The sequence below is a fragment of the Sinorhizobium sp. P24N7 genome (assembly GCF_042436655.1).
GTDB lineage: Bacteria > Pseudomonadota > Alphaproteobacteria > Rhizobiales > Rhizobiaceae > Sinorhizobium > Sinorhizobium meliloti_A.
This window is the reverse complement of record NZ_JBHMIW010000010.1, coordinates 77,123-99,903: the sequence shown is the minus strand read 5'-3', so window position 1 is coordinate 99,903 and position 22,781 is coordinate 77,123. Positions and strand designations below refer to the sequence as shown.

The window sequence follows — 22,781 nt, the reverse complement described above, 5'->3', positions numbered from 1 at the left end:
GTGCATGTCGCCCGACAGCCTGGTCGCTTTGGGCAGATACGGCGACCGCTTCGGCCTGGATCGGCCGCACCGCCTCGCGCAGTATTTCGCCCAGCTCATGCATGAAAGCGGAGACTTCCCCTATGATGAGGAGATCTGGGGCCGAGGCCGGCCCAGCAGCGCTACGACACGCGCACCGATCTCGGAAACACGCCGGAGAAGGACGGAGACGGGCACCGCTATCGCGGTCGGACTGGTATGCAGCTCACCGGCAAGTACAACTACCGCCAGTTTCGCGACGGGTGCCGAGCGGCCGACCTTGCCTGCCCGGACTTTGTCGAGGATCCCGATGCCGTAAACACGCGTCCTTGGGAAGGTCTCGTACTGCTGTTCTATTGGGACACGCGCGGCCTTAACCGCTGGGCCGACGAAGGCGCTGCCGAGACCATCACGAAGAAGATCAATGGCGGTCAGAACGGTGTCGCCGATCGCTTTGATAGGTTGGCGCCGATCGTGCTGCTAGGGTGCCCCGACAACATCCGCGAGTTTCAGGCTGATCAGCGGTCCGGCGGCTGGGTGCCTTCGCTCGGGGGGGAAGAAGACGAAGAAGAAAAAGAAGAGGCGATCTGGTCTCCTGCGGTCTGCAACTCCTCGGCCTTGTTGATAATCCCGATGAGTTTCCACACGCCTACGACGATGCTCGTCAGCCACACCGCCAGTCCGAGCACCACATCGAATGCCAGCGTCAACAGCAGCAGAGAATATTTAAGCGCCCATGCAAGGACCCCGGCAGTAATTGGTATAAACGCCAGCCAATAGACGAACGCCAGCCCGCTCCGGATAACGATGGGGACCACTAACAAGGTGGTCAGTGCTAACGTCAGGCCTAACACAAGACGGGCGGTCCATCCCTGCTCCCAGACTATGTAGAGTGTCCTCATAATTGCCGTTCCACGCCGCGCCAGAAAGCCCCATCCCTGCTCTAACCAACCTTTCGGCTCCTCCACCTCGGGCGGCGATCTAAACCCAGGGTTCTCCTCCCAGTTACAATCGGTCAATTCTGTAAAGGTGAAAGACATGCTGCACATATATACGGGCCCATTCGAGCAGACCGTTCCCTGCTGGGCGTCGTAGCGGCAAAGGTGCATGCTCTCGGAGAACGCACGCGAAACGAAGAATGGATCGAGTGAACTTAGAGCCTGAATGACCACTTGATTTGCTTTTTCGACCGGCGCGAGGACCGCGACCCCGGCGAGGAGGCGTCCGATGAATGTTAGCAGCAACAACAGGGCGATAAAGGGCCACAAGCGAGGCCGAAGGAGCTTGCGAAGCGGCTCGACCACATAAAACAGGGCGTATCTCAGGAAGCTGCCCACGACGATGACCCCAAAAGGGACAGAACTTTATCATGGTTGATGCTGCGAGTCCCATTTCCGCGTCGTGTTTGCTCTTTTGGGGGCTGGGTAAATCTCAAATGCTGCCCATTCTCAACGGAGTTGATGAGTGATGCAGAGCCCCCTGAAGCACAACATGGACACGAAGCTTTCAGGTTTGAGACTCCAGTCGTACCTCCTCGCCGAGCTTAACCAGCTCGGATATGAGGTGGTCGGAGATATGCAGTACCTGTCCGCAGTTGAAATCCTGCGGCTACCTGGGATGGGCGGGCACAGCTATCGGAAGATTGCAAAGACACCGGGGAGTGAACCATTCCCTTCCTTGAAGAAGCTTTGATCTCCGGCGCGTTCCCTTGATTCCACTTCCGCTGAGAGTACAATATGGACATGCGACGTTCGAAGCGGTTCCCTTGGATGGAACGGGCGAAAGCCAGGTGAAGATGGAAAGCGTCGCGATTGGAGCTGCAGCGGTGGCCCTCTGCAGCTCTTTTATGTCAGGCTATTTCTCGGTCTCGAGGAGCGGGGCTGCCGCCCGTCGCCGCCACCATCGTCATCTGGCCACCAGCCTTGCCAATCGTCTCCTAGCGCTTCCTTTGCCTGGCTACCGTCGAGAGGGGCGATGAGCATCTGCATCAGTTCGTGCTCCGAAATGCCGCTCTCGTCGGGCAGGTACGCGGCGATGTCTTTCTGGCAGTCCCAGATCAGCTGTTTCATTTTCAGCGCATCAGCCATGGTATGTCTCCTCGGCCGTTCAACACGTCACCGCGCGTGAGGTTCCGGACTTGGACGCCGGTGTGACCGCAGCGACAAAGCGACGAGGTTCTGGAACCGCAGGCCATGCACGCGCGTTCAGTTTGATTCAGCCGTACGGGGATGGGCATGGAAGCGGTTACAATATTGCTCGCAGACGATGAAGCGCTGCTGCTCATGGATTTCGAGCTCGCGCTCACCGATGCGGGATTTCACGTGACGGCGGTCACGAGGGGCAAGAAAGCGATAGATATTCTCAGGTCTGCAAACGCGGCAATTGATGGAGTGGTTACCGACATTCGGTTTGGCGAATATCCGGATGGTTGGGAAGTGGCGCGCGTTGCTCGCGAGATCGACCCAGACATGCCAGTTGTTTACATCAGCGGGCACGGTGCTCTGGACTGGGCGTCGAGAGGTGTCCCGAACAGCATTATGATCGAAAAGCCGTTTACCTCATCGCAGCTGCTAACGGCCGTTTCCCAACTGCTTAACGCGAGACCACCACGTGCTTCTCAGCCTTAAGCCGGCGACACGGGATGACTGCGCGGAATTCGCCCAATCACGGAGGCCTTGCCATTTGCGCAGCATGTCCCGGTCGCGTATGCCGGATTGAAAGAGCGAGATTAGCCTTACCGCGACAAGTTCTGCATCTTCGCAGTCTCGGCCGAGTCCTCTTTCGGTCATGAGTTGGGTCAAGACTTCGTCCAGAAAGTTGATGCCGTCGGGCATAATCGCATCTGGTTGCTGATGGTGATACAGCATAGGGCGACCTCCGCATTGGGGCGAATGCGCGATGACCTCTCAGCCAGCGGAGCCCGTGCCGTGTCCCGCTGATAGTCGCATGGTGCGCTCAAAGGCGACTACAGTAGCAAGAATGTTTATCTCCCGGAGCTCCACACCAAGGCATGGCTTGTAGGCTTGTGAACGCCGCCGTCCGTGTTCGCAGCGGAAAGCTCCTGAATGAGTCGTTCGAGGAAATGGCGGCGCCTTAAATTGCGATCCATGCAAAGGCGAATAGCGCAATGACAATGAGCAGAATTAGGATGCCGGTAACATTGAGGGAGCTCATTACATACCTCCTCGGCATGTCAACACGCCACCAGGAGCGAAGTTTCCAACATTGCCGAACTGTGAGCGGCCCATTTCCTTCTTGTTCGTACAGCTATTAAGGCCGTCTCAGCCTTTCGAATTAATCCGGACGTCTTGCTGGACGGGGAAAGCCGCTTGGCAAATACTGTATGTGCTCGCAGCGCTGGAGCACGAAAGGCAACAAGCTAGGTTTTTCAGCAACAATTTAGAGCAGACCCCGCCACGAGCCACGGGATGTTGGTGGCGGGGTCGCTTGCGGCGAAGGTCAATGCCGCGGCTGTGCCTCATGCCGCAACGTCCATTCCAACCGATGCTCGGAGCAGAACCAGTGCGGCCCCGCCGGACCGATGGCGAAGCCGAAGCTGCCCCATCTGGGGCAGCCCGGATACTCGCAGTAGTGGACATACGGCCCGGGTTCGTAGCGAAGCTTCGCGCCTAGTTCGTCACTCAATGGACGATCTCCTGTGGTCGCCGCCCCAATTTTGGGGAGTTCGAGCATCGGTTGATTGTTCTTCTTTTGTTCTTATACTATTTCATCGCCATGGTCGAGACAATTGGCGAGGCATTCAGCCTTGGTTGGCAACTTAAAGCGCGATGTGCATTCGGCAACCGCGAAGGCATGAAGTCTGTTCGCCAGTGCACGTGGATCTATGATCTCGATATGCTGACGCTGGTTGCGACGCGCGGACGGGACTTTCCGCTGGCAATGCTCGCCAGTCGCCTTCGCTGCCCTCGGTGCGGATCAAGGAGGGTGGCGGTCGTGTTCATGCCACCGATCCGAGGGTGATAGACGGCGAGGGGTCGCATGATACTTCGGCGTGCTAGCCCTCTCGTGCATCTATTTCGATATGCTTGCAGCACTACTATCGTCTGTCGTGGCAAGAAGAACGCGAAGAAGAAGGCTCCCGACCTCCCACCGCTGGACCCTGTGCCGGCGCGCGTCGATCCCTGCCTTGCAACGCTCGTCGACAAGTTACCCCGGCCCGGATTGGACCTACGAGGTGAAATGGAACGGATACCGGCTGACGTGCACGTCGAGCCCGGTCGGGTGAGGTCCTCACGCGCGGCGGCTATGACTGGACCGGGCGCCTTTCGACGATCGCAGATGACGCGCGGAGGCTCGTCGTGCAAACCGCCATCCTCGATGGCGAGGCGTTCGTTCTCGACGGCCATGGCCGATCTGATTTCGGCATGTTGCAGGGGGCGGTCGCCTCCCGTCCGCGATCAAGGCCGGCCCGATCGTTTTTCTTTCCTTCGATCTTCTCTATCTCGACGACCACGATTTGCGCCGACTACCGCTGCGCGAGCGTCGCCGGTTGCTGGAGCCGCTCGTCGCCGGCCGCGAGGGTGCGATCCGTCTGTCTGAGGAGGTCGATGCGGATGGGGCGGTCCTCCGCCCTGCGCGCAGGGCCTTGAAGGCATTATCGGCATCGGGAGAAGGCCTACCGCTCCGACCGGGGCGAGTGGTGGCAGAAAATCACCTGGAAGCGGCGCGACAGCTTCGTGGTGGTTGGCTTTGAGGCGTCGACCGTGCCCGCTCATCTCGGCCGGCAGCTGCCGGCGGCGCGCAAGGATGGCGAGCCGGTCTGTCAGCGGCAGCGGTGCCGGCTGCTCAAATGAGCTTTCGTGAGAGCTGCGCAGGCTGCTGGAGGGCAGAGCGATGAAAGCGCCGGCCGTCGCGCTGAAGAGGAAAGCCGCGGTCGTAGTCGAGCCGGTTCTCGCCTCCGAAGTTGAGTACCGCGCATGGACAGACGAGGGAAAGCTCCCTCACGCATCTTCCAAAGGCATCCGAAAGCGGAAAGACGGGGTGGATAAATTCGACCCCTCAGCCGAGTGAGCCTGACTTTTCCTGCTGTGAAAACCTATCAACAGAGATGCCGGTCGTCTTGCCGTCTGCCACAGCGGCCGAGAGTTCATGAGCATCCCGTCGACCTGCCTGATAGAGACTGATCAGCCTCGCAGCGAGTTGTTCTGCTTCTTCGCTGCAGCGGGACAGCTTTCGTTTGTGTAACTCAGCCCGAAAGACAGAATCGATCACGTTGAGGTCATAAGGACTGATTGGATTGACGTGGAAAGTTATATCGGCGTGCATGGCGCATTCTCCACCATCGGGGCGAAAGCGCAATGATCTCCCAGCCATCGGTGCCCGTTGAAATGGCCGATGATGGAGACAGTATACACCCCATCTGGAGAAACGCGAGCCTCGGTACGCTGCCGGACGGAACGGTTGGTGGCAACGGCCGCGAAAGAGGACGAGGCGGTGTTTGGTCTCGACCTCAGAACGCCCAAATGCAAATCCGAGTGACGGAGTCACAGAATAATTCCCGAAGTGACCTTCTGGACATGCCGCAAGCATTGTGTACCAGGGCGTCCACAAAATGGTCTTCTCTCCTGGAGCTCAAGAGCGATGCCGCACTTATCCGTTAGGAGCGATCTCATTCACCACTGCTGGCCGGCACGCATCCCTACTCCGCATCGCTGACAAGAGGACGTGTCGAAAGAAGTAGCGCGGCGGACTTGCTGCTCATCTCATCGCTTGTTTGGCGGTTCTGGGCGGGACACGATGAAGGCACCGCAGGTAAACATGATCCCCGCAACCACGATCAAAGCGATTGCCGGTGGTTCGAACGCAACCCACAAATAAATGAGTGCCAAACTCATCAGCAAAATTGCAGATATCTTGGCGCGACGTGATATTGCTCCTTCTTCCTGCCAGTCACGTAATGGCGGCCCGAACAACGGGTGGTCCATCAGCCATTTCGCGAGGCGCGGCGAGGAACGCGAAAACAACCACACCGCCAGGAGGAGGAAAGGCGTCGTCGGCAGCAGCGGGAGAAAGATTCCGGCAATGCCGAGCCCGACCATCGCCCAGGCGAGGCCGAGAAGTGCAAGGCGCACGGAAAGGTTCATCTGCCTTTTCTCCGGTCAGTTGCCAAATGGCGGCGACGCGCGTTTCCGCCGACACGAAATAGACCTCCGGATGGGACAGACAAGGTGCTTCCACAACATACAGGAGTGGCGGGGAAAAGGCGCCTCGCTGCTCTAGGCCCCGCCAAGCGTCCCCGTCTCGTCGATTGCGGTGTCTCTGCCGAGTTCTGATTCGTCTTCGGTTAAGGCGAGATAACCGTGACTGCCTAACCAGTCTCGAACGATGAGACGAAGGGCGTCTTCCCGGTTGACCGCGTATTCAGCCATAAAGAGCTGAATTCCGCGTTCTGACTCTTCTTCGAGGTAAGTCATCGAGCTGCCCCTGTGTTGCCGGTATCGATCAAATCGAAAATTCAATCACATGACAAGGCTCCCGTTGTGGAGCCTTTTTCTTCCAAGCCCTCGTCATTCCATGCAAATATCTCTGGGTACTCTGCCGGGAATTTTCTCGACCGGAGAGATGGCGAACGTCGGAGGTTGCCAACCTTTCGGCATGTCGTAGCGATCTCCACCAGGCCCGCGACCTTTCGCTCTCGCCCAGCCGAGGCAGTTCACGCGGGACGGGGCGTGCTTTGAATTCCGTCACAGCTGCGTTTCGAATGTTCCGGTTGCCTTGGATATCAATCGACGTGGCTGCAGCAGGACTTCTTGAAGGACGCCCGGTAACCAGCATCTTCAATCGCAGCGATGAGTCGGATCCGATCACCGATTCAATCGAGGCGGTTTTCGCCTCGATATTGACGGCCACTTTGGCCTGCGGGTCGGCGGCTTTGACGGCCTTCTCGACCGTGGCGGCGCAATGTCCGCAGGTCATGTCTTCTACAGTGACGTGATGCATCGAAAGTCTCCTTTGATCTGACTTGAGTGAATGTGGAGATTCGATGCAATGCGGCCGATTGCAGGTAACGCTGTGCCCCAAAGCGGCCGTTTAACAGGTCCACAGCCGGTCGCGAGCCGCTGCTCCAAAGCGTCAAGGCGGCTTTCCGGTGAACTCGACGGAGCTGAGATTGGACACTCCAGCGTCGATTTCCAGCCACAAACTGGGCAGTATCATTTGTGCAACGCGTGCGTTGACGGCGAGAAATCACTTGTAAACATTGAACCAGGCGCGGCAGCTGCTCGTCACTTCTGCGTGGATGTATTGGCCAATTTCGAGCTGCCAGCGCCTTGGCGAAGGCGCGGCTTGCAAGTAATAGGGTCACGATGGTCGCGCTTATTCACTCTTTGTGCCCAGTTCGGCACGCCTGCGAGCGGATTGAGGATCGACGGCTGCAGGACATGTGCAGCAACTGGGAACGGAGCAAATGATTACAAGCGTTTTGGCAGCAAGTGGCGGCGTCAAGCAAGTCATCTGCATCAATTGGGGCACAAAATATGGGGCTCCCTTTATTAACAGGCTGTACGCGATGGTTGCTCGCAACATCACGCCGCCATTTACCTTCACCTGTTTTACCGATAACCGCGCAGGTCTGAACCCCGCGATACTTTGCGAAGACTTGCCTCCACTCGACGTGGAGAGCATGCCGACGAACACGAGAGGCATATGGCCCAAGGCGCGGCTCTGGGGACCGACCTTGGGAAGTCTGAAGGGCCCGGTGCTTTTTCTCGATCTGGATCTCGTGATCGTGTCGTCGCTGGATGGTTTCTTCGAAATAGGGGAGGCGGATGACATAATACTGTCGAGAAACCAAACCACACCCTTTGAGCGTCTCGGGCAAACTTCCCTCTTCCGCTTTCCCGTTGGGAAACTCGCGCCGCTGCAGGACAAGTTCCGATCCGACCCCCAGGGCGTGGCCGACGAGTACCGGTACGAGCAGCGCTTCGTAAGCCGCAACGCGCCTGGTGGGATAACGTTTTTTCCACGAAAATGGGTTCTCCATTTTCGCCAGGACTGCCGCTGGCCATTTCCGCTCAATTATTTCTTTGCGCCACGCCTGCCACATGATGCACGTGTCGTGATTTTTCCGCGCGGTCTGCACCCGCAGCACGCGATAGAAGGCCGATACGGAACAAAGGGTCCCCGCAAGACGGCGTTCAAACACATAGCGGGAGTCCTCGATGCGAAGCAAAGGAAGAACAAAGGACCGCTACAGTACTTGCGCCACTATATCCATCCGACACCTTGGGTGGCGGAGCACTGGCGCGAATAAGTGCGTCCTCACTTAGGAACTCACGGGCGGTTGAGCTGGGAACGAATTACCGAGGCGATGCGGCGCGTTTCATCGAGGGGTTCGTAGCTGTAGGGTTCGATCTTTCCCTCGAACGGCCGGGTCAGCTGCAGAGTTTCATGCAGGTCCCGGTGATAGCGCTCGAACTTGTCCAGCCGCGGACCCGCGACGTGGGTCAAGTCGAGTGTAAAGACCGGCTTGCCGGTCGCCAGGGCCTCGCAAGGCATCGTGATCGAGTCCTTTGCGATGACGAACGCGTCGGCGGCCGCCATATAGTCGAGGTAGGGGTTCTCGCTTCGCCTGTCCCAAACAGCGATGCTTTCGCTGTTGAGTGTCGACAGGGTCTGCTGCGTGTGGTCTTCAGATCTACGTGAGACCGACACAACGATGCGCCAGCCCTGTTTCTCCAATTGTTCGATAGCGCCCTTTATGTTTTGGTGGGTTCTGTCGTCGTAAACGTACGCGCCGTTTGAGCCGCCTACGAAGACGGCAACTATTGGGCGCCCGTCTGGCGACAACCGTCTGCGCGCAGCATCCCTAAGAGGCGCGAGCCGTGCCCAGGTAATCTGATGCGGTACTCCGACCATCGGATGAAAGTTCGGTCGCCGGTCCAGTTCCTCGACCCAATCGTGACGAGAGACGAAAACGAGATCATATCCTTCTATGCGCGGGCGTTGGAGATGGACGGTGAGAGGCTTGCCGCCATAGGCCGCTTTGATGTCGAGGACCGCCGGTTCAGCGCGGAAACCGCAGGAGATCACGAGCTCGGGACGCGGTTCCCTTTTACGAAACAGTCTGGGTTCGAATAGTTTTCTCAGGCCGCGAGTCCGACTGATCAGCTTTACCACCGGTTCCTGATAAAACTCCTTTCCAACGCCGAGGCACTGCGTAAGCGTTCCCGCCTTGCTTTCCGCCACAGCCCACACACAGTTCGTGCTGGGCGTTTTCACCATTCTATCGTCGTTGTCTTGCAAAGCTGAGCTCCGATGTGACGCTTGTTTTCTTTCGCCCGCGCCTCGCGCGGCTTCAAATCACCGGCCAAGATCGATCCCGTTCTCTTCGACGAATTCGAGCATGCTGCGGTCTTCGACAACGTTCGCTTCGATATACTTGATCGTGGCCGAGACCTTGTTCCGGTATTTCTCTGCAGATCCGTCGAAGGACCAGCCTCTTTCCGTCTTTTCCTTCAGCTCCTCCATCGATTTCGCATAATAGTGATTGAGCTGAATGAACTCGGCGGAGTAAAAATCGGCAGCCTTCCGCCCTCGTCGCGATGCCACTTTCCCCGAATCATTCGCCGTGCTGTCGCCGTGGGACCTTGTTTCGAAGTGATGCACGCCCACTTTCGTGACCTCGACCGGATCGACGATGCATTTGAAGTTGCTTGCGTCGAGGCTCTGTCGCATGGGGTCGGAGACGCGCATTTTATAGTTGAGGCATACAGGCCCTGCCGGTCGCGAAACATGACCGCTATGGCCGAACATGTGCCAAGGCAACGAGATGTTGGGAAAGTCACCTGCTCCTCGCAAGGCTTCCTCCAGTGTTCGCCCGTTTTTCGGCAGGAGAAACTCATCGACGTCGATGAACGCCATACGCTCGAAGCGGCTGCCAAAATTCAGGATCGCATGGGCGAAAGCGATCGTCTGCCCGTTCAGGAACTCACCGCTTCTTTCGTCCCGCATACGCATCTTCCAGGGCACGACGGTCAGTTCCTCGCGGGCCAACACCCGTTGCAGGATATCGAACGTCCCATCGGTCGAGCCGTCATCGTAGAGGCAGAAATGGCGAACGCCGACGCCTCGGTGAAAACGCACCCATTCCTCGATGTAGCTGGCTTCGTTCTTCACGCAGGCGACGATCGCGATCCCTTGCCGGCCGCCGTCGCCCGGCGGAGGAGTGATCGCAAGTTCTCTCGTAAGATGTCGCTCAGCCTTTATTTTGAACATTTACATCCCTTGGTTTTAAAAACATCGAGCCGGTGGCTTCTACTTCGAATACATCGCCTTTATAGAGGGTGGGAGCCGAACTTGGAATCAGGCTTGGCAACATCGAGAGGTCGCGGGCTCAAAGCACGCCAGGGTTGGGACGAGCAGGCATGGACTTTCCCGCTTCGGGAGCGACGGAGAATTTGGCGACGCCTGAGCAATGGCGGGCCCTGTTTTCCAGGTTTTCACACGTTGTCCTCGTTGCCAACAGTGACGAGGTAAGCGTGAAGGAACTCCAGGAGGAATACCCTGGGACGGCCCTCTTCGTGTTCTTCAACAAGGTTTACAAAATCCTCGATGAACAATTTTCCGGCAACTCCCTCCTGATATCGCGCGCTCAGCCACGAGGCGCCAACATCGTATATCGAAACGAGGTCGCCGACGTCGTCAAGCTGCTCGCGTCCCAGAAGTTCCTGGGCATCATGAACATCCGGCTGGCGGAGATCGAGAGGCTGAACACAAGCGCGGATTACCTGGGCACGCCCACCGGCCACCTGGATCTGGTCGGCTTCTGCGCAGACTTTTACCCGAAGGACAAGGTCGCCACGAGCGGCTTCGCCATGGCCCTGTGGCTCGTGAACCAGTCGCTTCCGGCTGAAATCGTTCTTGCAGGGTTCTCGGCGAAGCGAAGCGACAAGTGGCGGGTTGTGAACGTCCACGACTGGACTTTCGAGCAGGTCTTCCTGCGCCTCTTCGCGCGTGTCGGCAAGCTGACCATGCATGGCTCCAGGCCGGCCAACAGTTACATGACGCTTGCCTCCCGCTTCCCGGAGCTGCCCGCAGCCGAAATCTCCGCGACGATCGCAGAAGTCCTGTCGCTGCGTCTGAGCCAGACCGATGCGCAAGTGGACAAATTGATTTCCCTGACAAACGCATTTCGATCCATTGACGAATTCCTGCGTCGGCTGAAGCCGAAGTTTCTGAAGAAAACCAAAGCATAGCAGCATCGAAAGTTCTAATATCGATTTCTGGCGAGGATGTATGGGGTCGTGGATCTCCGATGCGCGCAAGCGCATATACCGAAATCTGAAGTACCGTATACTGCGCCCGGATCCGCCGGCTGCCCCGTTTCGGTTCGACAGCCCCGTCGTGGTTGTCGGATCCGCGCCCGTCTCCCACAGGCCGGCGGGATTGGACGACAGTTTCAGGATCATTACCGTGAACGGCTCGCAATCGGTCATCGCCAAGTGGGGCGTCGATGCGCCTGACATCACGATGATGATGTTCAACCAGGTCGAAGGAACCACCCCCAACGCGATCGAGGTGAGGCGCGTCCTGAAAGGGCAGCGTACAGGGACGCTCTACGTATTTCTGTGGCGCAAGGACGATCGCGCGCGCCTGGAGGAAGGTTTGCGAGCGTTCGATTACAAATACGATCGGCTGGAAATCATTGATCGATACGAGCGGATGGCCTTGCTGGATCGTGTGGCTGACTTGCGCTCCCTCGAGATGGACGCCGATTCAAAATGCTCAAACGGTATGAACGCGGTCCTTTTTGCCCTCTACAACGGAGCACCCGCCGTCATCATCACGGGAATAAATCCGAACTCAAGCGGTCACGTCTACAATTCAACGGGTTTGACGCGTCTTCATGTTCAAATGGATAAAGTCCTTGTTTCGAAGCTCATTAGCGAGGGCCGCCCGATCTTCACGGCGGATCCGCCGGTTTCGGAAGAATTAGGCATTCCGTTGTGGAGCGGTTCAAGCCGCTAGTACTGTGCATATTTGTCCTTATGTCGTCGTTTTGCTCGCTCAACGCCTGCGTTAGAGAAATCAATGATTTCAAATCGTCCCTTTTCACGTTCCTGCATCAAGATCGCCGTTCGGCTTCTCCTGGGTCGTTCCAGGGCGCATGTTCAGGACTGGTTTCCCGGACTCAAGCTCGAACTTGCAAGCGCTGATCGAGAGGGCACGATCCAGTATCGCGGCGAGTTGGTAGGACGTCTCACGAGCCCCTCGCGCGCCTTGGAAGAAAGGCCGACCAACGTGCTTATCGTCGGCTCCGGCCCCTCGGTCGCCCGATGCGATCTGACCCGCGCAGACGGGTCTTCGTGCCTGCTCTTGAACGGCGCGTTGCACCTTTTCCCCAGCGTGATAGCAAAGCCTCTGGCGATAGCAATCGAAGACGAACGGTTCGTATGGAGACACTTCGATCTCGTGAAGCGGATTCCTGCCGGATGCGTCTGTCTGCTGTCCGTGAGCGTCATAAGGGCGATCTGCGAGCTGGATGGCACATGGCTGCGGGACAGGCCGGTCGTATTGATCGATAACGTGCGAAAGCCGTACGGGGTAGCACGTCGGGACACCGAGGAATTGCGCAAGCTGCCGTATGTGCGGCTGAGCGAGGACGGCGACGTCGGCTTTTCCGAAGACCCCTTGGCCGGCATTTTCCAGGCAGGCTCGGTCGCGGTTTCAGCCGCACAGTTTGCCGTCGCCTGGAGGCCCCGCTCAATCGGTTTTGTGGGGATAGATCTCAGCAATGCCGATGAACCGAGGTACTACGAAACAACCGACAAGGCCTATTCGGGAATCGTCGCGGCCCAAAAGCGGATCGTCGACCATTTGGTCATGGCACGCAGCATAGCCGCCGAAAGCGGCATCGAGGTCGTAAACCACTCGCCGGTCTCGGCCCTTGTCGGAATGGGGTTCGGCTACGACTCAACTTTCGCCCGGTAATGCTCCAACGCCAGTGATGCTCCATCGCCAAGTGGTTCTCTGACGAAAGTGCATCGCCGGCGCATCGGCAAGGACGAGGCGAAGTGACGGGCAACCGCCCCCGATGAAAATGGCTTATTGGGTGTCGAGCGATTAAGCCGAGCGCTGCGTTACATGAAGAACACGATCACGTGCAGCGAACCATTCCTCGGCGTAGTCATCGTTCTTGTACTCATCGAAGTAAGGCCCGCCATCGGTGAAATGGACAAGCTTTGCATCCGGCGAATATTCATACTCGTTTACGAGCCAGTTCCAGCTCGCGGGCAGTTCGCCGATCAGGTCGTCGGAATCCAGCCACTTGAACTGATGCAGCTCCAGCCCGGTAGCAGTATTGACGTAATCCAAATCGAGCTTTCGGCACTTGGCATTGTTGAACAGGATCACGCTCGACCAGTTCTTCTTTTCGTACTTCGTTTGGACCTGGCCCAGGAACTTCGTTTCGACTTTCGGAACGTAGTCGTGCTTTACGCACATCGCTGCGTAGCGATCGTCTCTCAGTTCCCACAACTGGGCGATATCAGTCCGCATTAGCATGTCGCAATCAGCGAAAAGAGACCAACCCTCATAGCGGCTTAGATAAGGCACGAGGAATCTGGAAAAGGAAAACTCTGTAGATTGGAGAGGATTCCGCTCGCGCGTAAAAATCCTGTCGACGTTGTTCAAGGATATCGGTGTGAACGTGACCGGGATGGAGCTCTTTTCCAAAATACTTTGGCAAAGAACATGATAGGCGACGACTTCCTTGCTGTCGAAGCCGATGTAAATATGAGCACTTTCCGTCATTAAACCTCCGATAACAGGTAGGCTTCAAGCGTGCTTGGCAGCCGCGAAACGACTCAAACTCACTTATTTGCGTATAAGCAGCTTTCAGGTGTAGCCAAAAAAGGCGGCGCCGTGAAGCCTCGTGTAACGGATAACGTTCTCTCGCCGGCAGCGACCGCTTTCCGGCCGCACCGTCTCGTCATGATGAAGCGAAACGATGTGTTTGGTTGTTCGCGGTCCTCGATTGGGCCTCTGGCAATTCCCTCGAACTTCGCCTAGTAGCTTGTCCCTGGTCCGCGATATTGCCACCAGTACAGGCAGGGACGATGGGGAGAGGAATGCGCAGCCTCCTGGTTCGAAGACCGGATTTCTTATATGTTCTGATTGCCGGTTATTGCCTGCTCAGCATCATCTTGAAAATCCTGCGCCCGGACTCGCTCGAGATCGACGAGTCCGAGCAAGCTCTGCTCTCACAATATCTGCTGCTCGGATACGGAGCGCAGCCACCCTTCTACAACTGGCTTCAATATGGAGTGGTGGCCCTATTTGGTATCTCCGTCGCGTCGCTGACCATCGTAAAGAACGGTTTTCTGTTCCTCTTCCTTCTATTCTATGGGCTCACGGCCGGTGTCCTCTCCAACAGTCGGCTCGCTCCGGCGGTCGCGGTGCTGGGCGTCCTGACACTGCCACCGGTTTTCCTTCTGTCACAGCGCGACTTGTCGCACACCGTCGCCGCGCTTTTTGCGGTGTCGCTTTTTCTCTACGGCTTTTTCCGCGCCTTAAAGAACCCCCCGAACCTTGGCCATTACCTGCTTGTCGGCGTTGCCGTGGGGCTCGGGGCGCTTTCGAAATACAATTTCGTTATCCTCCCCGCGGCGGCATTGCTCGCCATCCTGCCAGAGGCAAAGCTGCGCAAATATCTGTTCGACTGGCGCGTGCTCGCTTCAGTTGCGGTGTGCGCGGTGATCGTGGCACCCCATGCCTGTTGGGTTGTCAATAATCTTGGACATGCGACTAGTGTCACTGTCGCTGAAATGAAGGAGGGGGCGGACAGCGCGCTGCTGCCGCACGCGATCCAAGGACTTGTTTCGCTCGCAGTTGCAAGCCTCAAGGGCGTCGCGCTGACCCTTGCCGTCTTCGGATTGGTCTTCTACGCGGATCTCGGGAAGATCCTTCGCGCCGAGAGCCTGTGGACGAGGGTCGTCGGCAGGATGATTCTCGCCTGCTTCCTCATCATAGCGATTATCGTCGTTGCAATGGATGCGACCCACATCCGTGCGAAGTGGTTGGCGCTTTTCACTGCGCTTCTCCCACTTTATCTGACGCTGAAAATCGATGCCGCCGGTCTGGACCCTGCCCGTCGTCTGCCTGCACTTCTTTCGATCGCGGGCGTGCTATCCGTCGGCGTAATCGTGATGCTTTGGGCAAGGGTTTTCATCGGTCCGATGATCGGCGACTATTCCTTCGCACATACGCCCTTTAACGGGTTCGCCCAGGTTGTGCGCGCTGAGCCCGGCCCGCCGCCGGTCGCCATCGTGGTCGACGACAGGATCGTGGCGGGTAACCTCAGGGTTCAGTTTCCCGACACCCCGGTCATCCTGGCGGGACTTTCTCAGGAGGCGGAAAGACGTCTTCCGGCAGGCCGAATTTTGGCGGCTTGGTCGGCCGAAGGCAGGGGGCGAGAAGAGATCCCGCCTCGCATTTCGGCTCTACTGCAGCTCATGCCCGCAACAATTGCCGGCTCGAAGCCGACGATCGCCTCGGTTCCCTACAACGCCGGACGCCCGGGCGACGTATACACGTTTGCCTATGTTTGGGCAGACGTCCGCTGACGCCGATCCGGGCGGATCGGGGTGCCCGGCTTGACGGCGAGGTCGCTTTTATCGCGAATGAAAGGCAGGCCGATATGCTCGGAGAGTTCCAACTCGGTCGTGAAGACGTTTCCTCGATCTCTCAACTGCGTCAGAACGAAGGTGTCTTCGGCAATCTGCCTCCGAATTCTCCCCTTGTCGTCGTAGGAATGACCCATCTTGGTGACAGAGAACCCCGCCAGTGTCACGGACGGCACTCCCATGAAAAGAGCGTAGCACAGGGCGGCAACTCCGTTCGTCACCTTGCCGACTTCGCCAATATCCGGGGGAAGTCCGCCGCTCACGGCCTCGACGATCGCCTCGCGCTCAGCTTTGGTGGCGCGCATCAGGCTCTTGTAGCGAACGTGCGGCATTGCCAGAAGTTTCAGGTACATCACCCAGATAGACTTTGTATGAAGCCATAGAAGCCCCCTCGTCCTTACATAGGGATGCTCTTCCCACGACTTCTTCCGCTTTCGAAATGTCAAATCGGCGGGTGGGAGACCCAGTGCATTGGCCGTCTTACCAGCGTTATTGACGTCGACGCGTGCGCAATATCCAACCAGGTCCGGCGGAATCGTGGGGGAGGGCGCCGAACCGAGAATCAGCCACGGCTTATCGATAATGCCGAGTCGCGAGAGCCAGCGGCGGTGCTTTTCTCGCAATTTTTCAAGCGCTTCAGGTTCAATCGTCATCGCGAATTCCATTGACCAGGTAGGTAGGCGAGATTCACTTAAGGGACTGACATCTTATGTCTCGCACAAGCCAGCCTACGTGTCCATTCGCGGCCCGGTTCTTCGCCTAGAAGGGGGTGAGCCGGTATTGCAATTCTTTCAATACTCCGTCGCCCCGCTTCAGAGCCTGACCGAAAAAGAGTTGAGTGAAATCAGTCATTTGTGATTCTGTTTGTTTGCTTATGACGAACGGAGACCACAATGGGTTGGACTGATTTCACCCGTCGGCAATATGCCCGACGCGCGAGCCGCTATGCAAGCGATCTGACGGACCTGGAATGGGGATTGATCTCGCCTTGCCTACCTGGGCCAAGGCGTTTGGGCAGGCCACGTAGTACCGATCTTCGCGAGGTCGTGAATGCGCTGCTTTACATTGCTTCGACGGGTTGTCAGTGGCGAATGCTGCCAAAGGACTTTCCACCGTTTACGACAGTTCAGGCCTATTTCTACGAATGGCGGGCAACGGGTTTATGGGCCCGGATCAACCATCGTCTTGTGATGGAGACGCGCGAGCTGGAAGGTCGGCAAGCCTCGCCGTCCGCTGGCGTGATCGACAGCCAGAGCGTGAAAACCACGGAAAGCGGCGGGATTTCGGGCTATGACGCCGGCAAGAAGATCAAGGGGCGCAAGCGCCACATCATTGTCGACACGCTGGGGCTGATGGTCGGCCTGACGGTGCATGGCGCGGACATTCAGGATCGTGACGGGGCATCCGACCTCCTGAAATCGATCCGCCACCGCTGGCCCTGGCTCCGGCATGTCTTCGCCGATGGCGGCTATGCGGGCGACAAGCTGAAGGGGAGATTGGCGAAGTTCGGCCAGTGGACGATGGAAATCGTCAAGCGTTCCGACAAGGCCGAGGGCTTCACCGTCCTGCCGCGCCGCTGGGTGGTGGAACGGACCTTCGCCTGGCTCGGTCGTTGCCGTAGACTGGCCAAGGATTGGGAGAAAACGATCGCCTCCGCCGAGGCCTGGATCACAATCGCCCACATCCGCATGCTCACGCGGCGGCTTGCAAAATACAGATATTGCTGAGGTCTTTTTGAGTCAGCCTCTCAGAAAGCGTGGAAATACCCATGCATCGCACAATTTAGCCATCTTGATTTGATTTCGAAGACTTCAACGGTAAGCGACGCCTTTAGCACCGGTCGTCGATAATTACGGGCAGTCAAGAAATGAACGTGATTGTAAGTGACCCAATACTGGCGTCGATCAGTCGTACGATCGCCACTGCCGCCGACGGGATCAATGCCCTGGCGGCCTGTCTCAAGGATGATGCGGCCTTGCGCCGTAGTTTTGTCGACGCCGTCGAACTCGTCGCCTCCCAGCGGGGGCGGGTCGTTGTCGCGGGTGTTGGCAAGAGCGGGCATATCGGACGCAAGATCGCCGCGACGCTTGCTTCTACCGGAACATCCGCCTATTTCGTGCATCCGACGGAAGCAAGTCACGGCGATCTTGGCATGATCACCGCGCAGGATCTGCTTATCCTGCTTTCATGGTCCGGTGAGACCGTCGAACTCGGGAACGTCCTCACTTACGCCAAGCGCTTCAACGTTCCGGTCATTTCCGTCACGTCGAATGCCGGCAGCACAATCGCTCGCAACTCCACGATCCCGCTCGTCCTGCCGAAAGTGCCGGAGGCATGCCCTCATGGTCTGGCCCCGACCACGTCTGCAATGCTGCAGTTGGCGGTGGGGGATGCTCTCGCAATAGCCTTGCTCGAGCGCAGGGGGTTTTCGGCCGAGGACTTCAAGACCTTTCATCCGGGCGGCAAGCTCGGCTCGCAGTTGCTGCTTGCCCATGAGCTGGCTCATTCGGGCGAGGCTGTGCCACTTTTGCCGATCGGTAGCCCAATGAGCGAAGCGGTCATCCAGATGTCCTCGAAGGGTTTCGGGGTCGTCGGCGTCGTTGGTAGCGACGGTGAGCTTATCGGTGTCATTACCGACGGCGATTTGCGGCGCCATATGTCACAAGATCTTTTGCTCCTCACGGTCGAGACCGTGATGTCGCATATGCCTCGCGTGATTACGACTGGAATGCTGGCAAGTGCGGCAATGGAAATGATGCAATCGCAAAAGATCACGGTGCTGTTTCTGGTCGATGATTTTGGCCGGCCGTCGGGTATCTTGCACGTCCACGATCTTCTGCGTGCCGGCGTTGCCTAGACAAATGGTGCCGCCCGGAGAAGGTTGACGAGCCGACGTCCCCTGGAGCAAACCGTACGATCTAACGTGGACTTGAAACGCCGCATTGGCTTTGGCAGTCCGTCACGAAAATGGGAACGCGCTTGGCAGTAATCCACCGAGACTTCGACTATCGCCCGGACCTGGACGGTTTGCGAGCTGTGGCGATCCTGCCTGTGCTCCTCTTTCACGCAGGCTTTAATTCGTTCTCCGGCGGATTCGTCGGGGTCGACGTCTTTTTTGTATTGTCCGGCTATTTCATGGCCAGGATCATCCTCACCGACCTCGAGCGTGGCAGCTTCAGCTTTTGGGCGTTCTACGTTCGGAGGATGAGACGCATTTTCCCGGCATTGTTCTCGATGATTGCCGTTTCGGCCGTTGCGGCATGGTTTTTGCTGATGCCGCAGGAGTTTCGGTATTTTGGCGATAGCGTACAAGCTGCTGCCGTATTCACTTCGAACATCCTGTTCCGCAGCGAGAGCGGCTATTTCGATCTCTCGTCAGAAATGAAGCCATTGCTTCATACCTGGTCCCTGTCTGTGGAAGAGCAGTTTTACCTGATTTTTCCCATCGCGGTTTTCCTTGCTTTCAAATTCGCACGTAAGCACATTCCCGCAATCGTTTTGACGGTGGCGCTCTTGTCCTTCGGGGCAAGCACTTGGGGGATCGTGCACGCACCGGAAAAAGCATTCTACTTGCTGCATTTTCGCGTTTGGGAGCTGCTGATCGGAGTCCTTGTCGCCGTTGCTCCTGCCCCGACTTTTCGGCCCCGCGCCTCCCTGGCATTGGCGGCACTTGGACTGCTGGCAGTTCTCCTGGCCGTTTTCGGCTATTCTCCCGATACGCCCTTTCCCGGTATTTATGCCGCAGTGCCCTGCCTCGGTACGGCACTGGTGATCTACGCACACTGTCGAGGCGGAGCGATAGGCCGCGTACTGGGTAATCCCGTCTCGGTCTTCATCGGACGCATCTCATACTCCCTCTACCTCTGGCATTGGCCCGTAATCGTGTTTTTGCGCTACGGCCTTGGCCATGAACTGACAACCGGATGGGCGCTGACCGCCGTGGCGATGTCCTTCGCGCTGGCATACATTTCATGGAGGTTCATCGAGCAGCCCGCGCGGTATGGCGTACTGGCATCCTCGCGCATCGCGATCGTCGGCGTGAGTAGCGCTGCTATTTCTTCGGCAGTCGCCTTCGGCTTCATCGTCAATGGTCTGGAAGGCATTCCCCAAAGATTGCCCGAAAAGGCCCGAACGCTTTACCAGGCCACCTACGATGAGAGCCCGTTCTCCTCCAAACGGTGTTTCACCGATTCAAATGGGGAAGGTCTGACACCGGTTCAGATAAGGAGAGGGGATATCTGTCGGGTCGGGCTCGAGACTGCAGGCGAGCCGCGGTTCCTCGTTTGGGGCGATTCTCATGCCGCTGCGATCGCTCCTGCGATTGACATTGCCGCTCGCCAAATGGGTATCTCGGGCATGTTCGTCGGGCGCGGATCGTGCCCGCCCTTGCCAGACACGGATTTCGGTCCCCCGGGGGCGGTCAAGAGGTGCATCGATCACAATTCCGCAGTGATGTCGCTGATCGAGAAGAGAAAGTTCGCCTTCATTTTCATGGTGGGCTATTGGCCCAAGTACGTCCACCGAGAAGAGCTTCCGGGGCAGGGGATTTTCTTTGACCCTCGCGTCGTACCCTCCCGGACCGATTGGTCTGTTCCGGTGAGGAAGGGACTTGATGCGACTTTGACCAGGCTCGCTCGGCACGGATCGAAGGCGATTTTGGTGATGGATGTGCCGGAGATGGGTTTCGATGTCCCGGAGGCCCTCGCACGAGCGGCTGCGTCCGGTCGCTCGCTCGATATCGCTCCTTCTCTTGAATATACCAACCGGCGGCAAGCCTTGGCCCGGCGGGTGTTGGCGGATGCGGCCAGATCGAGCGGAGCTTTGGTCGTCGATCCGATGCGCGCAATCTGCGACGCCTCCAGGTGTCATGCCATGCGTGAGGGCACCGTTCTCTATAAGGACGGAGATCACCTGTCGGCGAAAGGTGCGGAAAGTCTCTCGGCAGTCTTTGGTCCGGTGTTGAGCAGAATGCGGGAGAGCGTCCAGGTTTCGAATCGCTGAGTCGGCGCGACCGGCACACGTCCGACGTGAGACAGTTCTCCGTCATCCAATAAACTTTGAATATTGCGCCGCGTTCGGTCCTATACTTCGTATACTGTAAATCCGAATTGCCACTGACAATCGCCCCTGTTAATCTCCGGTCAAGGTGCGATCACCGGGGGGCAGAATTTTGCATTTCGAAGATGACGGCTTGCGAGTCGCGACCCTTGAGTTTCTGGTGAAAGTCCTTGCAACCAAAAGGCTCAGGGACGATCCCGATGCCGACCTCAAGCAGGACGTTCTCAGCGCACTTGAACGTATACCGCTGCAATTCGTCTCCAGTGAAGTGGAACGGGCCGAGATCAGAGCAAAGATGCATGCCGAGGCAAATGCAATTCTGAACTGGGCGGTGGAGGGGCGGACGACCACGATCTCGCCGATTACGGGTAGGCCGCTATCTGCCTCGCATTACCGCCAATGGCGATAGTTCGGAATGCGCGCCGCTGTCAATGGCCGCCCGCCGCAGCAGCGGCTCGTCGCGCCGGGGACCGGCTATAACGGCTGCTCAGCCATAGCGCGTTTTAGGAAATGAACGTATTTCTCCGCGGCCGTTGGTCCCGGATGTCCCTTCGATACGCCACTGCTCAGCACCGCGGCTGCCGCGGCATCGAGGTCCGTGTGCGGGTGCACAAGCGTTATCAGAGGAGAGTAGCGCCCCAGCCACTGGTTTTTGTGTGTTTGAACGTCGAAGAGGAGAGAAGGAACGTTACAGAGGAGACTGAAGATCGCCATATGATATCGCCCGCCTATGTGCAGGCGGCATTTTGAGATCGTCTCGGCAGCATATTCTATACTGGCCGTCTCAGCAAAAATGCCGCCACGGCCAATGATCTCGGCCTCATATGGTAAGAAGCGTTCAACTGCGTGCGTAAGAACGACGGGGCGAAGCTTCAGCGCCTCGCAGACCTTCAGTGCAGCCTTGAGGATTTCAACGTCTTCTTCGGCATTGTTTCTGGCGCCGGTGGTTATCAGGCAACCGTCGCGTTCGGCCACAGGTGCTGGCGATATTCGGAGGAATGCGGCATCCACCAGAAATTCGATCCCGTAATGCTCCGCCGAGATTTCGTCCCGTGCGGCTACATGGCCGAGTTCGCGAAAGAGCCCTGTGAGATAGTCCGACCGTTCGCCTTCGTAGACAGGTATCGTTCCGTTCAATACAGCAAATGGCTTCCTCAGCTTCCTGGCGGTAAGAATAGGAGTGAAGAAAGTTGCAAGCCCTTCTGCCGTTGTCCGGTGGTCCAACGATCCCTCCGGCTGAAGGATTACAAAATCGGCGGCCGCTATATGGTCAACAGCGTCTTCGCCATATGCGGCAGAAAGGCGGGTTTCAATGTCCGAGAGTCCATATCCTTCAGCGGATGCGGGCTTCGGGAACTCCTTTCTGAAGGCTGAGAAATTGAAACCGATGGATGTGATCTCGGCGCCCGGGAACGCATCTAGAATCTGTTGCTTGAGCCCCTGGCTTGTCAGCCGGCATCCGATATTGACCCTGAAGTCTGTGTCGTTGAACAGAGCGATCTTGATTTTCGAACCAGACACTTCTTGGTGTCGGCAGGAGCTTGCGAGCTCGTCAACGAAGCTCTCGTAATGCCGCCAAAAGCCGGATCGGTCGCCTGTCGATATCTGTTCCCGGCAAATCGTGCGAGCGTCCGAGTACCTTTTGTCTGCCACGAGGAATCCCACAGCGCGCCTGGCTCTGGAAACGTCTGCCCCGCGTCCTGTAGCTGCCAGTACCAAGTGCCTTGCAGCTCTGTCAGGATCTGAATTCCTCAGCTTTTTGGCGAACCGCCAATGTATGGCGGACTTTATCCTCTCGAACAATTTTCGTGCTTTCGATCAGGTTCAGGATAATGGCTCCTGTATCAGTGCACAAATTTCAGTCTGACATCAAGAAATTGCGAAAGGGCCTCGGCTTACATTGAGCCGAAGCCTCGCCCGCCCGGAAAACATTGAAAATGGATTGATGGTAGAGCGGGTGGCTTCCGACCGCATTCGCGCTGAAAGGCTGTGAAGTTGCAGAAGAGAGGCGGCTGAAAGGCTGAGCCGTTGGGCTCTGCCATGACAGGGTGCCGCCCATGA

The 22,781-nt window shown here is 57.6% G+C and carries 24 protein-coding genes and 2 pseudogenes; 14 read left to right on the top strand and 12 right to left on the bottom strand.

Annotation, left to right across the window (positions count from 1 at the left end; translation table 11 throughout):
- Window positions 1–19 precede the first annotated feature (19 nt).
- Window positions 20–543, top strand: a pseudogene (locus tag ACFHWW_RS18815) (glycoside hydrolase family 19 protein); the annotation flags it as partial.
- On the opposite strand, the gene ACFHWW_RS18810 reads toward ACFHWW_RS18815, so the two are convergent.
- Window positions 537–1,355, bottom strand: coding sequence for a hypothetical protein (locus ACFHWW_RS18810; RefSeq protein ID WP_379940267.1), 819 nt, complete (start codon window positions 1,353–1,355; stop codon window positions 537–539). The pseudogene ACFHWW_RS18815 and the gene ACFHWW_RS18810 sit on opposite strands and share 7 nt — an antisense overlap.
- Window positions 1,356–1,509: 154 nt before the next feature.
- Between ACFHWW_RS18810 and ACFHWW_RS18805 the strand changes: the two genes are divergently transcribed.
- Window positions 1,510–1,710, top strand: coding sequence for a hypothetical protein (locus ACFHWW_RS18805; protein ID WP_379939996.1), 201 nt, complete (start codon window positions 1,510–1,512; stop codon window positions 1,708–1,710).
- Window positions 1,711–1,862: 152 nt separating this feature from the next.
- Here the strand turns inward: ACFHWW_RS18805 and ACFHWW_RS18800 are convergent, their stop codons facing one another.
- The gene (locus ACFHWW_RS18800; RefSeq protein ID WP_379939994.1) at window positions 1,863–2,105 is read right to left on the bottom strand and encodes a hypothetical protein; all 243 of its coding nucleotides are present in this window, start codon (window positions 2,103–2,105) and stop codon (window positions 1,863–1,865) included.
- A 147-nt stretch (window positions 2,106–2,252) separates the two neighbouring features.
- Here ACFHWW_RS18800 and ACFHWW_RS18795 point away from each other — a divergent pair, with 147 nt between their 5' ends.
- Window positions 2,253–2,645 (top strand): response regulator, encoded by a 393-nt coding sequence (locus tag ACFHWW_RS18795; protein WP_324764031.1) that lies wholly within the window; start codon window positions 2,253–2,255, stop codon window positions 2,643–2,645.
- An 832-nt stretch (window positions 2,646–3,477) separates the two neighbouring features.
- Here ACFHWW_RS18795 and ACFHWW_RS18790 read toward each other — a convergent pair.
- On the bottom strand, window positions 3,478–3,663 hold the full coding sequence (locus ACFHWW_RS18790; RefSeq protein ID WP_379939992.1) for a hypothetical protein: 186 nt from the start codon (window positions 3,661–3,663) through the stop codon (window positions 3,478–3,480).
- A 772-nt stretch (window positions 3,664–4,435) separates the two neighbouring features.
- Between ACFHWW_RS18790 and ACFHWW_RS18785 the strand changes: the two genes are divergently transcribed.
- A complete protein-coding gene (locus ACFHWW_RS18785; protein WP_379940254.1) occupies window positions 4,436–4,732 on the top strand; it encodes a hypothetical protein in 297 nt (98 codons plus the stop codon).
- Window positions 4,733–4,872: 140 nt separating this feature from the next.
- Window positions 4,873–5,049 (top strand): hypothetical protein, encoded by a 177-nt coding sequence (locus tag ACFHWW_RS18780; RefSeq protein WP_379939990.1) that lies wholly within the window; start codon window positions 4,873–4,875, stop codon window positions 5,047–5,049.
- On the opposite strand, the gene ACFHWW_RS18775 is transcribed toward ACFHWW_RS18780, so the two are convergent.
- The 4 genes and pseudogenes from ACFHWW_RS18775 to ACFHWW_RS18760 all read right to left on the bottom strand — a co-directional run bounded on the left by ACFHWW_RS18775 (window position 5,038) and on the right by ACFHWW_RS18760 (window position 6,978).
- The gene (locus ACFHWW_RS18775) at window positions 5,038–5,304 is read right to left on the bottom strand and encodes a hypothetical protein (protein ID WP_379939988.1); all 267 of its coding nucleotides are present in this window, start codon (window positions 5,302–5,304) and stop codon (window positions 5,038–5,040) included. The genes ACFHWW_RS18780 and ACFHWW_RS18775 overlap by 12 nt on opposite strands.
- A gap of 437 nt (window positions 5,305–5,741) precedes the next feature.
- Complete coding sequence (locus ACFHWW_RS18770; RefSeq protein WP_324764028.1) at window positions 5,742–6,122, bottom strand: YbaN family protein; 381 nt, start codon at window positions 6,120–6,122, stop codon at window positions 5,742–5,744.
- Between the two features lie 132 nt (window positions 6,123–6,254).
- Complete coding sequence (locus tag ACFHWW_RS18765) at window positions 6,255–6,452, bottom strand: hypothetical protein (protein WP_324764027.1); 198 nt, start codon at window positions 6,450–6,452, stop codon at window positions 6,255–6,257.
- Window positions 6,453–6,760: 308 nt separating this feature from the next.
- Window positions 6,761–6,978, bottom strand: a pseudogene (locus ACFHWW_RS18760) (heavy-metal-associated domain-containing protein).
- A gap of 466 nt (window positions 6,979–7,444) precedes the next feature.
- Between ACFHWW_RS18760 and ACFHWW_RS18755 the strand changes: the two are divergent.
- A complete protein-coding gene (locus ACFHWW_RS18755) occupies window positions 7,445–8,290 on the top strand; it encodes a glycosyl transferase (protein WP_379939985.1) in 846 nt (281 codons plus the stop codon).
- Between the two features lie 20 nt (window positions 8,291–8,310).
- On the opposite strand, the gene ACFHWW_RS18750 is transcribed toward ACFHWW_RS18755, so the two are convergent.
- Both ACFHWW_RS18750 and ACFHWW_RS18745 read right to left on the bottom strand, forming a co-directional pair.
- Complete coding sequence (locus ACFHWW_RS18750) at window positions 8,311–9,282, bottom strand: mitochondrial fission ELM1 family protein (protein ID WP_379939983.1); 972 nt, start codon at window positions 9,280–9,282, stop codon at window positions 8,311–8,313.
- A gap of 57 nt (window positions 9,283–9,339) precedes the next feature.
- Window positions 9,340–10,254 (bottom strand): glycosyltransferase family 92 protein, encoded by a 915-nt coding sequence (locus ACFHWW_RS18745; protein ID WP_379939981.1) that lies wholly within the window; start codon window positions 10,252–10,254, stop codon window positions 9,340–9,342.
- 149 nt (window positions 10,255–10,403) lie between these two features.
- Here ACFHWW_RS18745 and ACFHWW_RS18740 point away from each other — a divergent pair, with 149 nt between their 5' ends.
- The 3 genes from ACFHWW_RS18740 (at window position 10,404) to ACFHWW_RS18730 (ending at window position 12,969) form a co-directional block, all read left to right on the top strand.
- A complete protein-coding gene (locus ACFHWW_RS18740) occupies window positions 10,404–11,234 on the top strand; it encodes a 3-deoxy-manno-octulosonate cytidylyltransferase (protein ID WP_379939979.1) in 831 nt (276 codons plus the stop codon).
- Window positions 11,235–11,274: 40 nt separating this feature from the next.
- Entirely contained in the window at window positions 11,275–12,006 is a 732-nt protein-coding gene (locus tag ACFHWW_RS18735) for a membrane-anchored protein (RefSeq protein ID WP_379939977.1), read from the top strand.
- 63 nt (window positions 12,007–12,069) lie between these two features.
- Window positions 12,070–12,969, top strand: a complete 900-nt coding sequence (locus ACFHWW_RS18730) for a glycosyl transferase (RefSeq protein ID WP_338283329.1) — start codon at window positions 12,070–12,072, stop codon at window positions 12,967–12,969.
- Between the two features lie 132 nt (window positions 12,970–13,101).
- Here the strand turns inward: ACFHWW_RS18730 and ACFHWW_RS18725 are convergent, their stop codons facing one another.
- The gene (locus ACFHWW_RS18725) at window positions 13,102–13,791 is read right to left on the bottom strand and encodes an LPS glycosyltransferase (RefSeq protein ID WP_018098610.1); all 690 of its coding nucleotides are present in this window, start codon (window positions 13,789–13,791) and stop codon (window positions 13,102–13,104) included.
- A gap of 317 nt (window positions 13,792–14,108) precedes the next feature.
- On the opposite strand from ACFHWW_RS18725, the gene ACFHWW_RS18720 reads away from it, so the two are divergent.
- A complete protein-coding gene (locus ACFHWW_RS18720; protein WP_379939974.1) occupies window positions 14,109–15,602 on the top strand; it encodes an ArnT family glycosyltransferase in 1,494 nt (497 codons plus the stop codon).
- Here the strand turns inward: ACFHWW_RS18720 and ACFHWW_RS18715 are convergent.
- Entirely contained in the window at window positions 15,578–16,315 is a 738-nt protein-coding gene (locus tag ACFHWW_RS18715; protein WP_379940252.1) for a hypothetical protein, read from the bottom strand. The two genes, ACFHWW_RS18720 and ACFHWW_RS18715, sit on opposite strands and share 25 nt — an antisense overlap.
- Window positions 16,316–16,555: 240 nt before the next feature.
- Between ACFHWW_RS18715 and ACFHWW_RS18710 the strand changes: the two genes are divergently transcribed.
- The 4 genes from ACFHWW_RS18710 to ACFHWW_RS18695 all read left to right on the top strand — a co-directional run bounded on the left by ACFHWW_RS18710 (window position 16,556) and on the right by ACFHWW_RS18695 (window position 21,129).
- The gene (locus ACFHWW_RS18710) at window positions 16,556–17,389 is read left to right on the top strand and encodes an IS5 family transposase (protein WP_379939972.1); all 834 of its coding nucleotides are present in this window, start codon (window positions 16,556–16,558) and stop codon (window positions 17,387–17,389) included.
- A 140-nt stretch (window positions 17,390–17,529) separates the two neighbouring features.
- A complete protein-coding gene (locus ACFHWW_RS18705) occupies window positions 17,530–18,519 on the top strand; it encodes an SIS domain-containing protein (RefSeq protein ID WP_379939970.1) in 990 nt (329 codons plus the stop codon).
- A gap of 110 nt (window positions 18,520–18,629) precedes the next feature.
- Entirely contained in the window at window positions 18,630–20,663 is a 2,034-nt protein-coding gene (locus ACFHWW_RS18700) for an acyltransferase family protein (RefSeq protein WP_379939969.1), read from the top strand.
- Between the two features lie 169 nt (window positions 20,664–20,832).
- Window positions 20,833–21,129: a hypothetical protein gene (locus ACFHWW_RS18695; RefSeq protein WP_100674340.1), complete on the top strand. Its 297-nt coding sequence runs from the start codon at window positions 20,833–20,835 to the stop codon at window positions 21,127–21,129.
- A 65-nt stretch (window positions 21,130–21,194) separates the two neighbouring features.
- Here ACFHWW_RS18695 and ACFHWW_RS18690 read toward each other — a convergent pair whose 3' ends face one another.
- Window positions 21,195–22,523, bottom strand: a complete 1,329-nt coding sequence (locus tag ACFHWW_RS18690) for a polysaccharide pyruvyl transferase family protein (RefSeq protein ID WP_379939968.1) — start codon at window positions 22,521–22,523, stop codon at window positions 21,195–21,197.
- Between the last annotated feature and the right edge of the window lie 258 nt (window positions 22,524–22,781).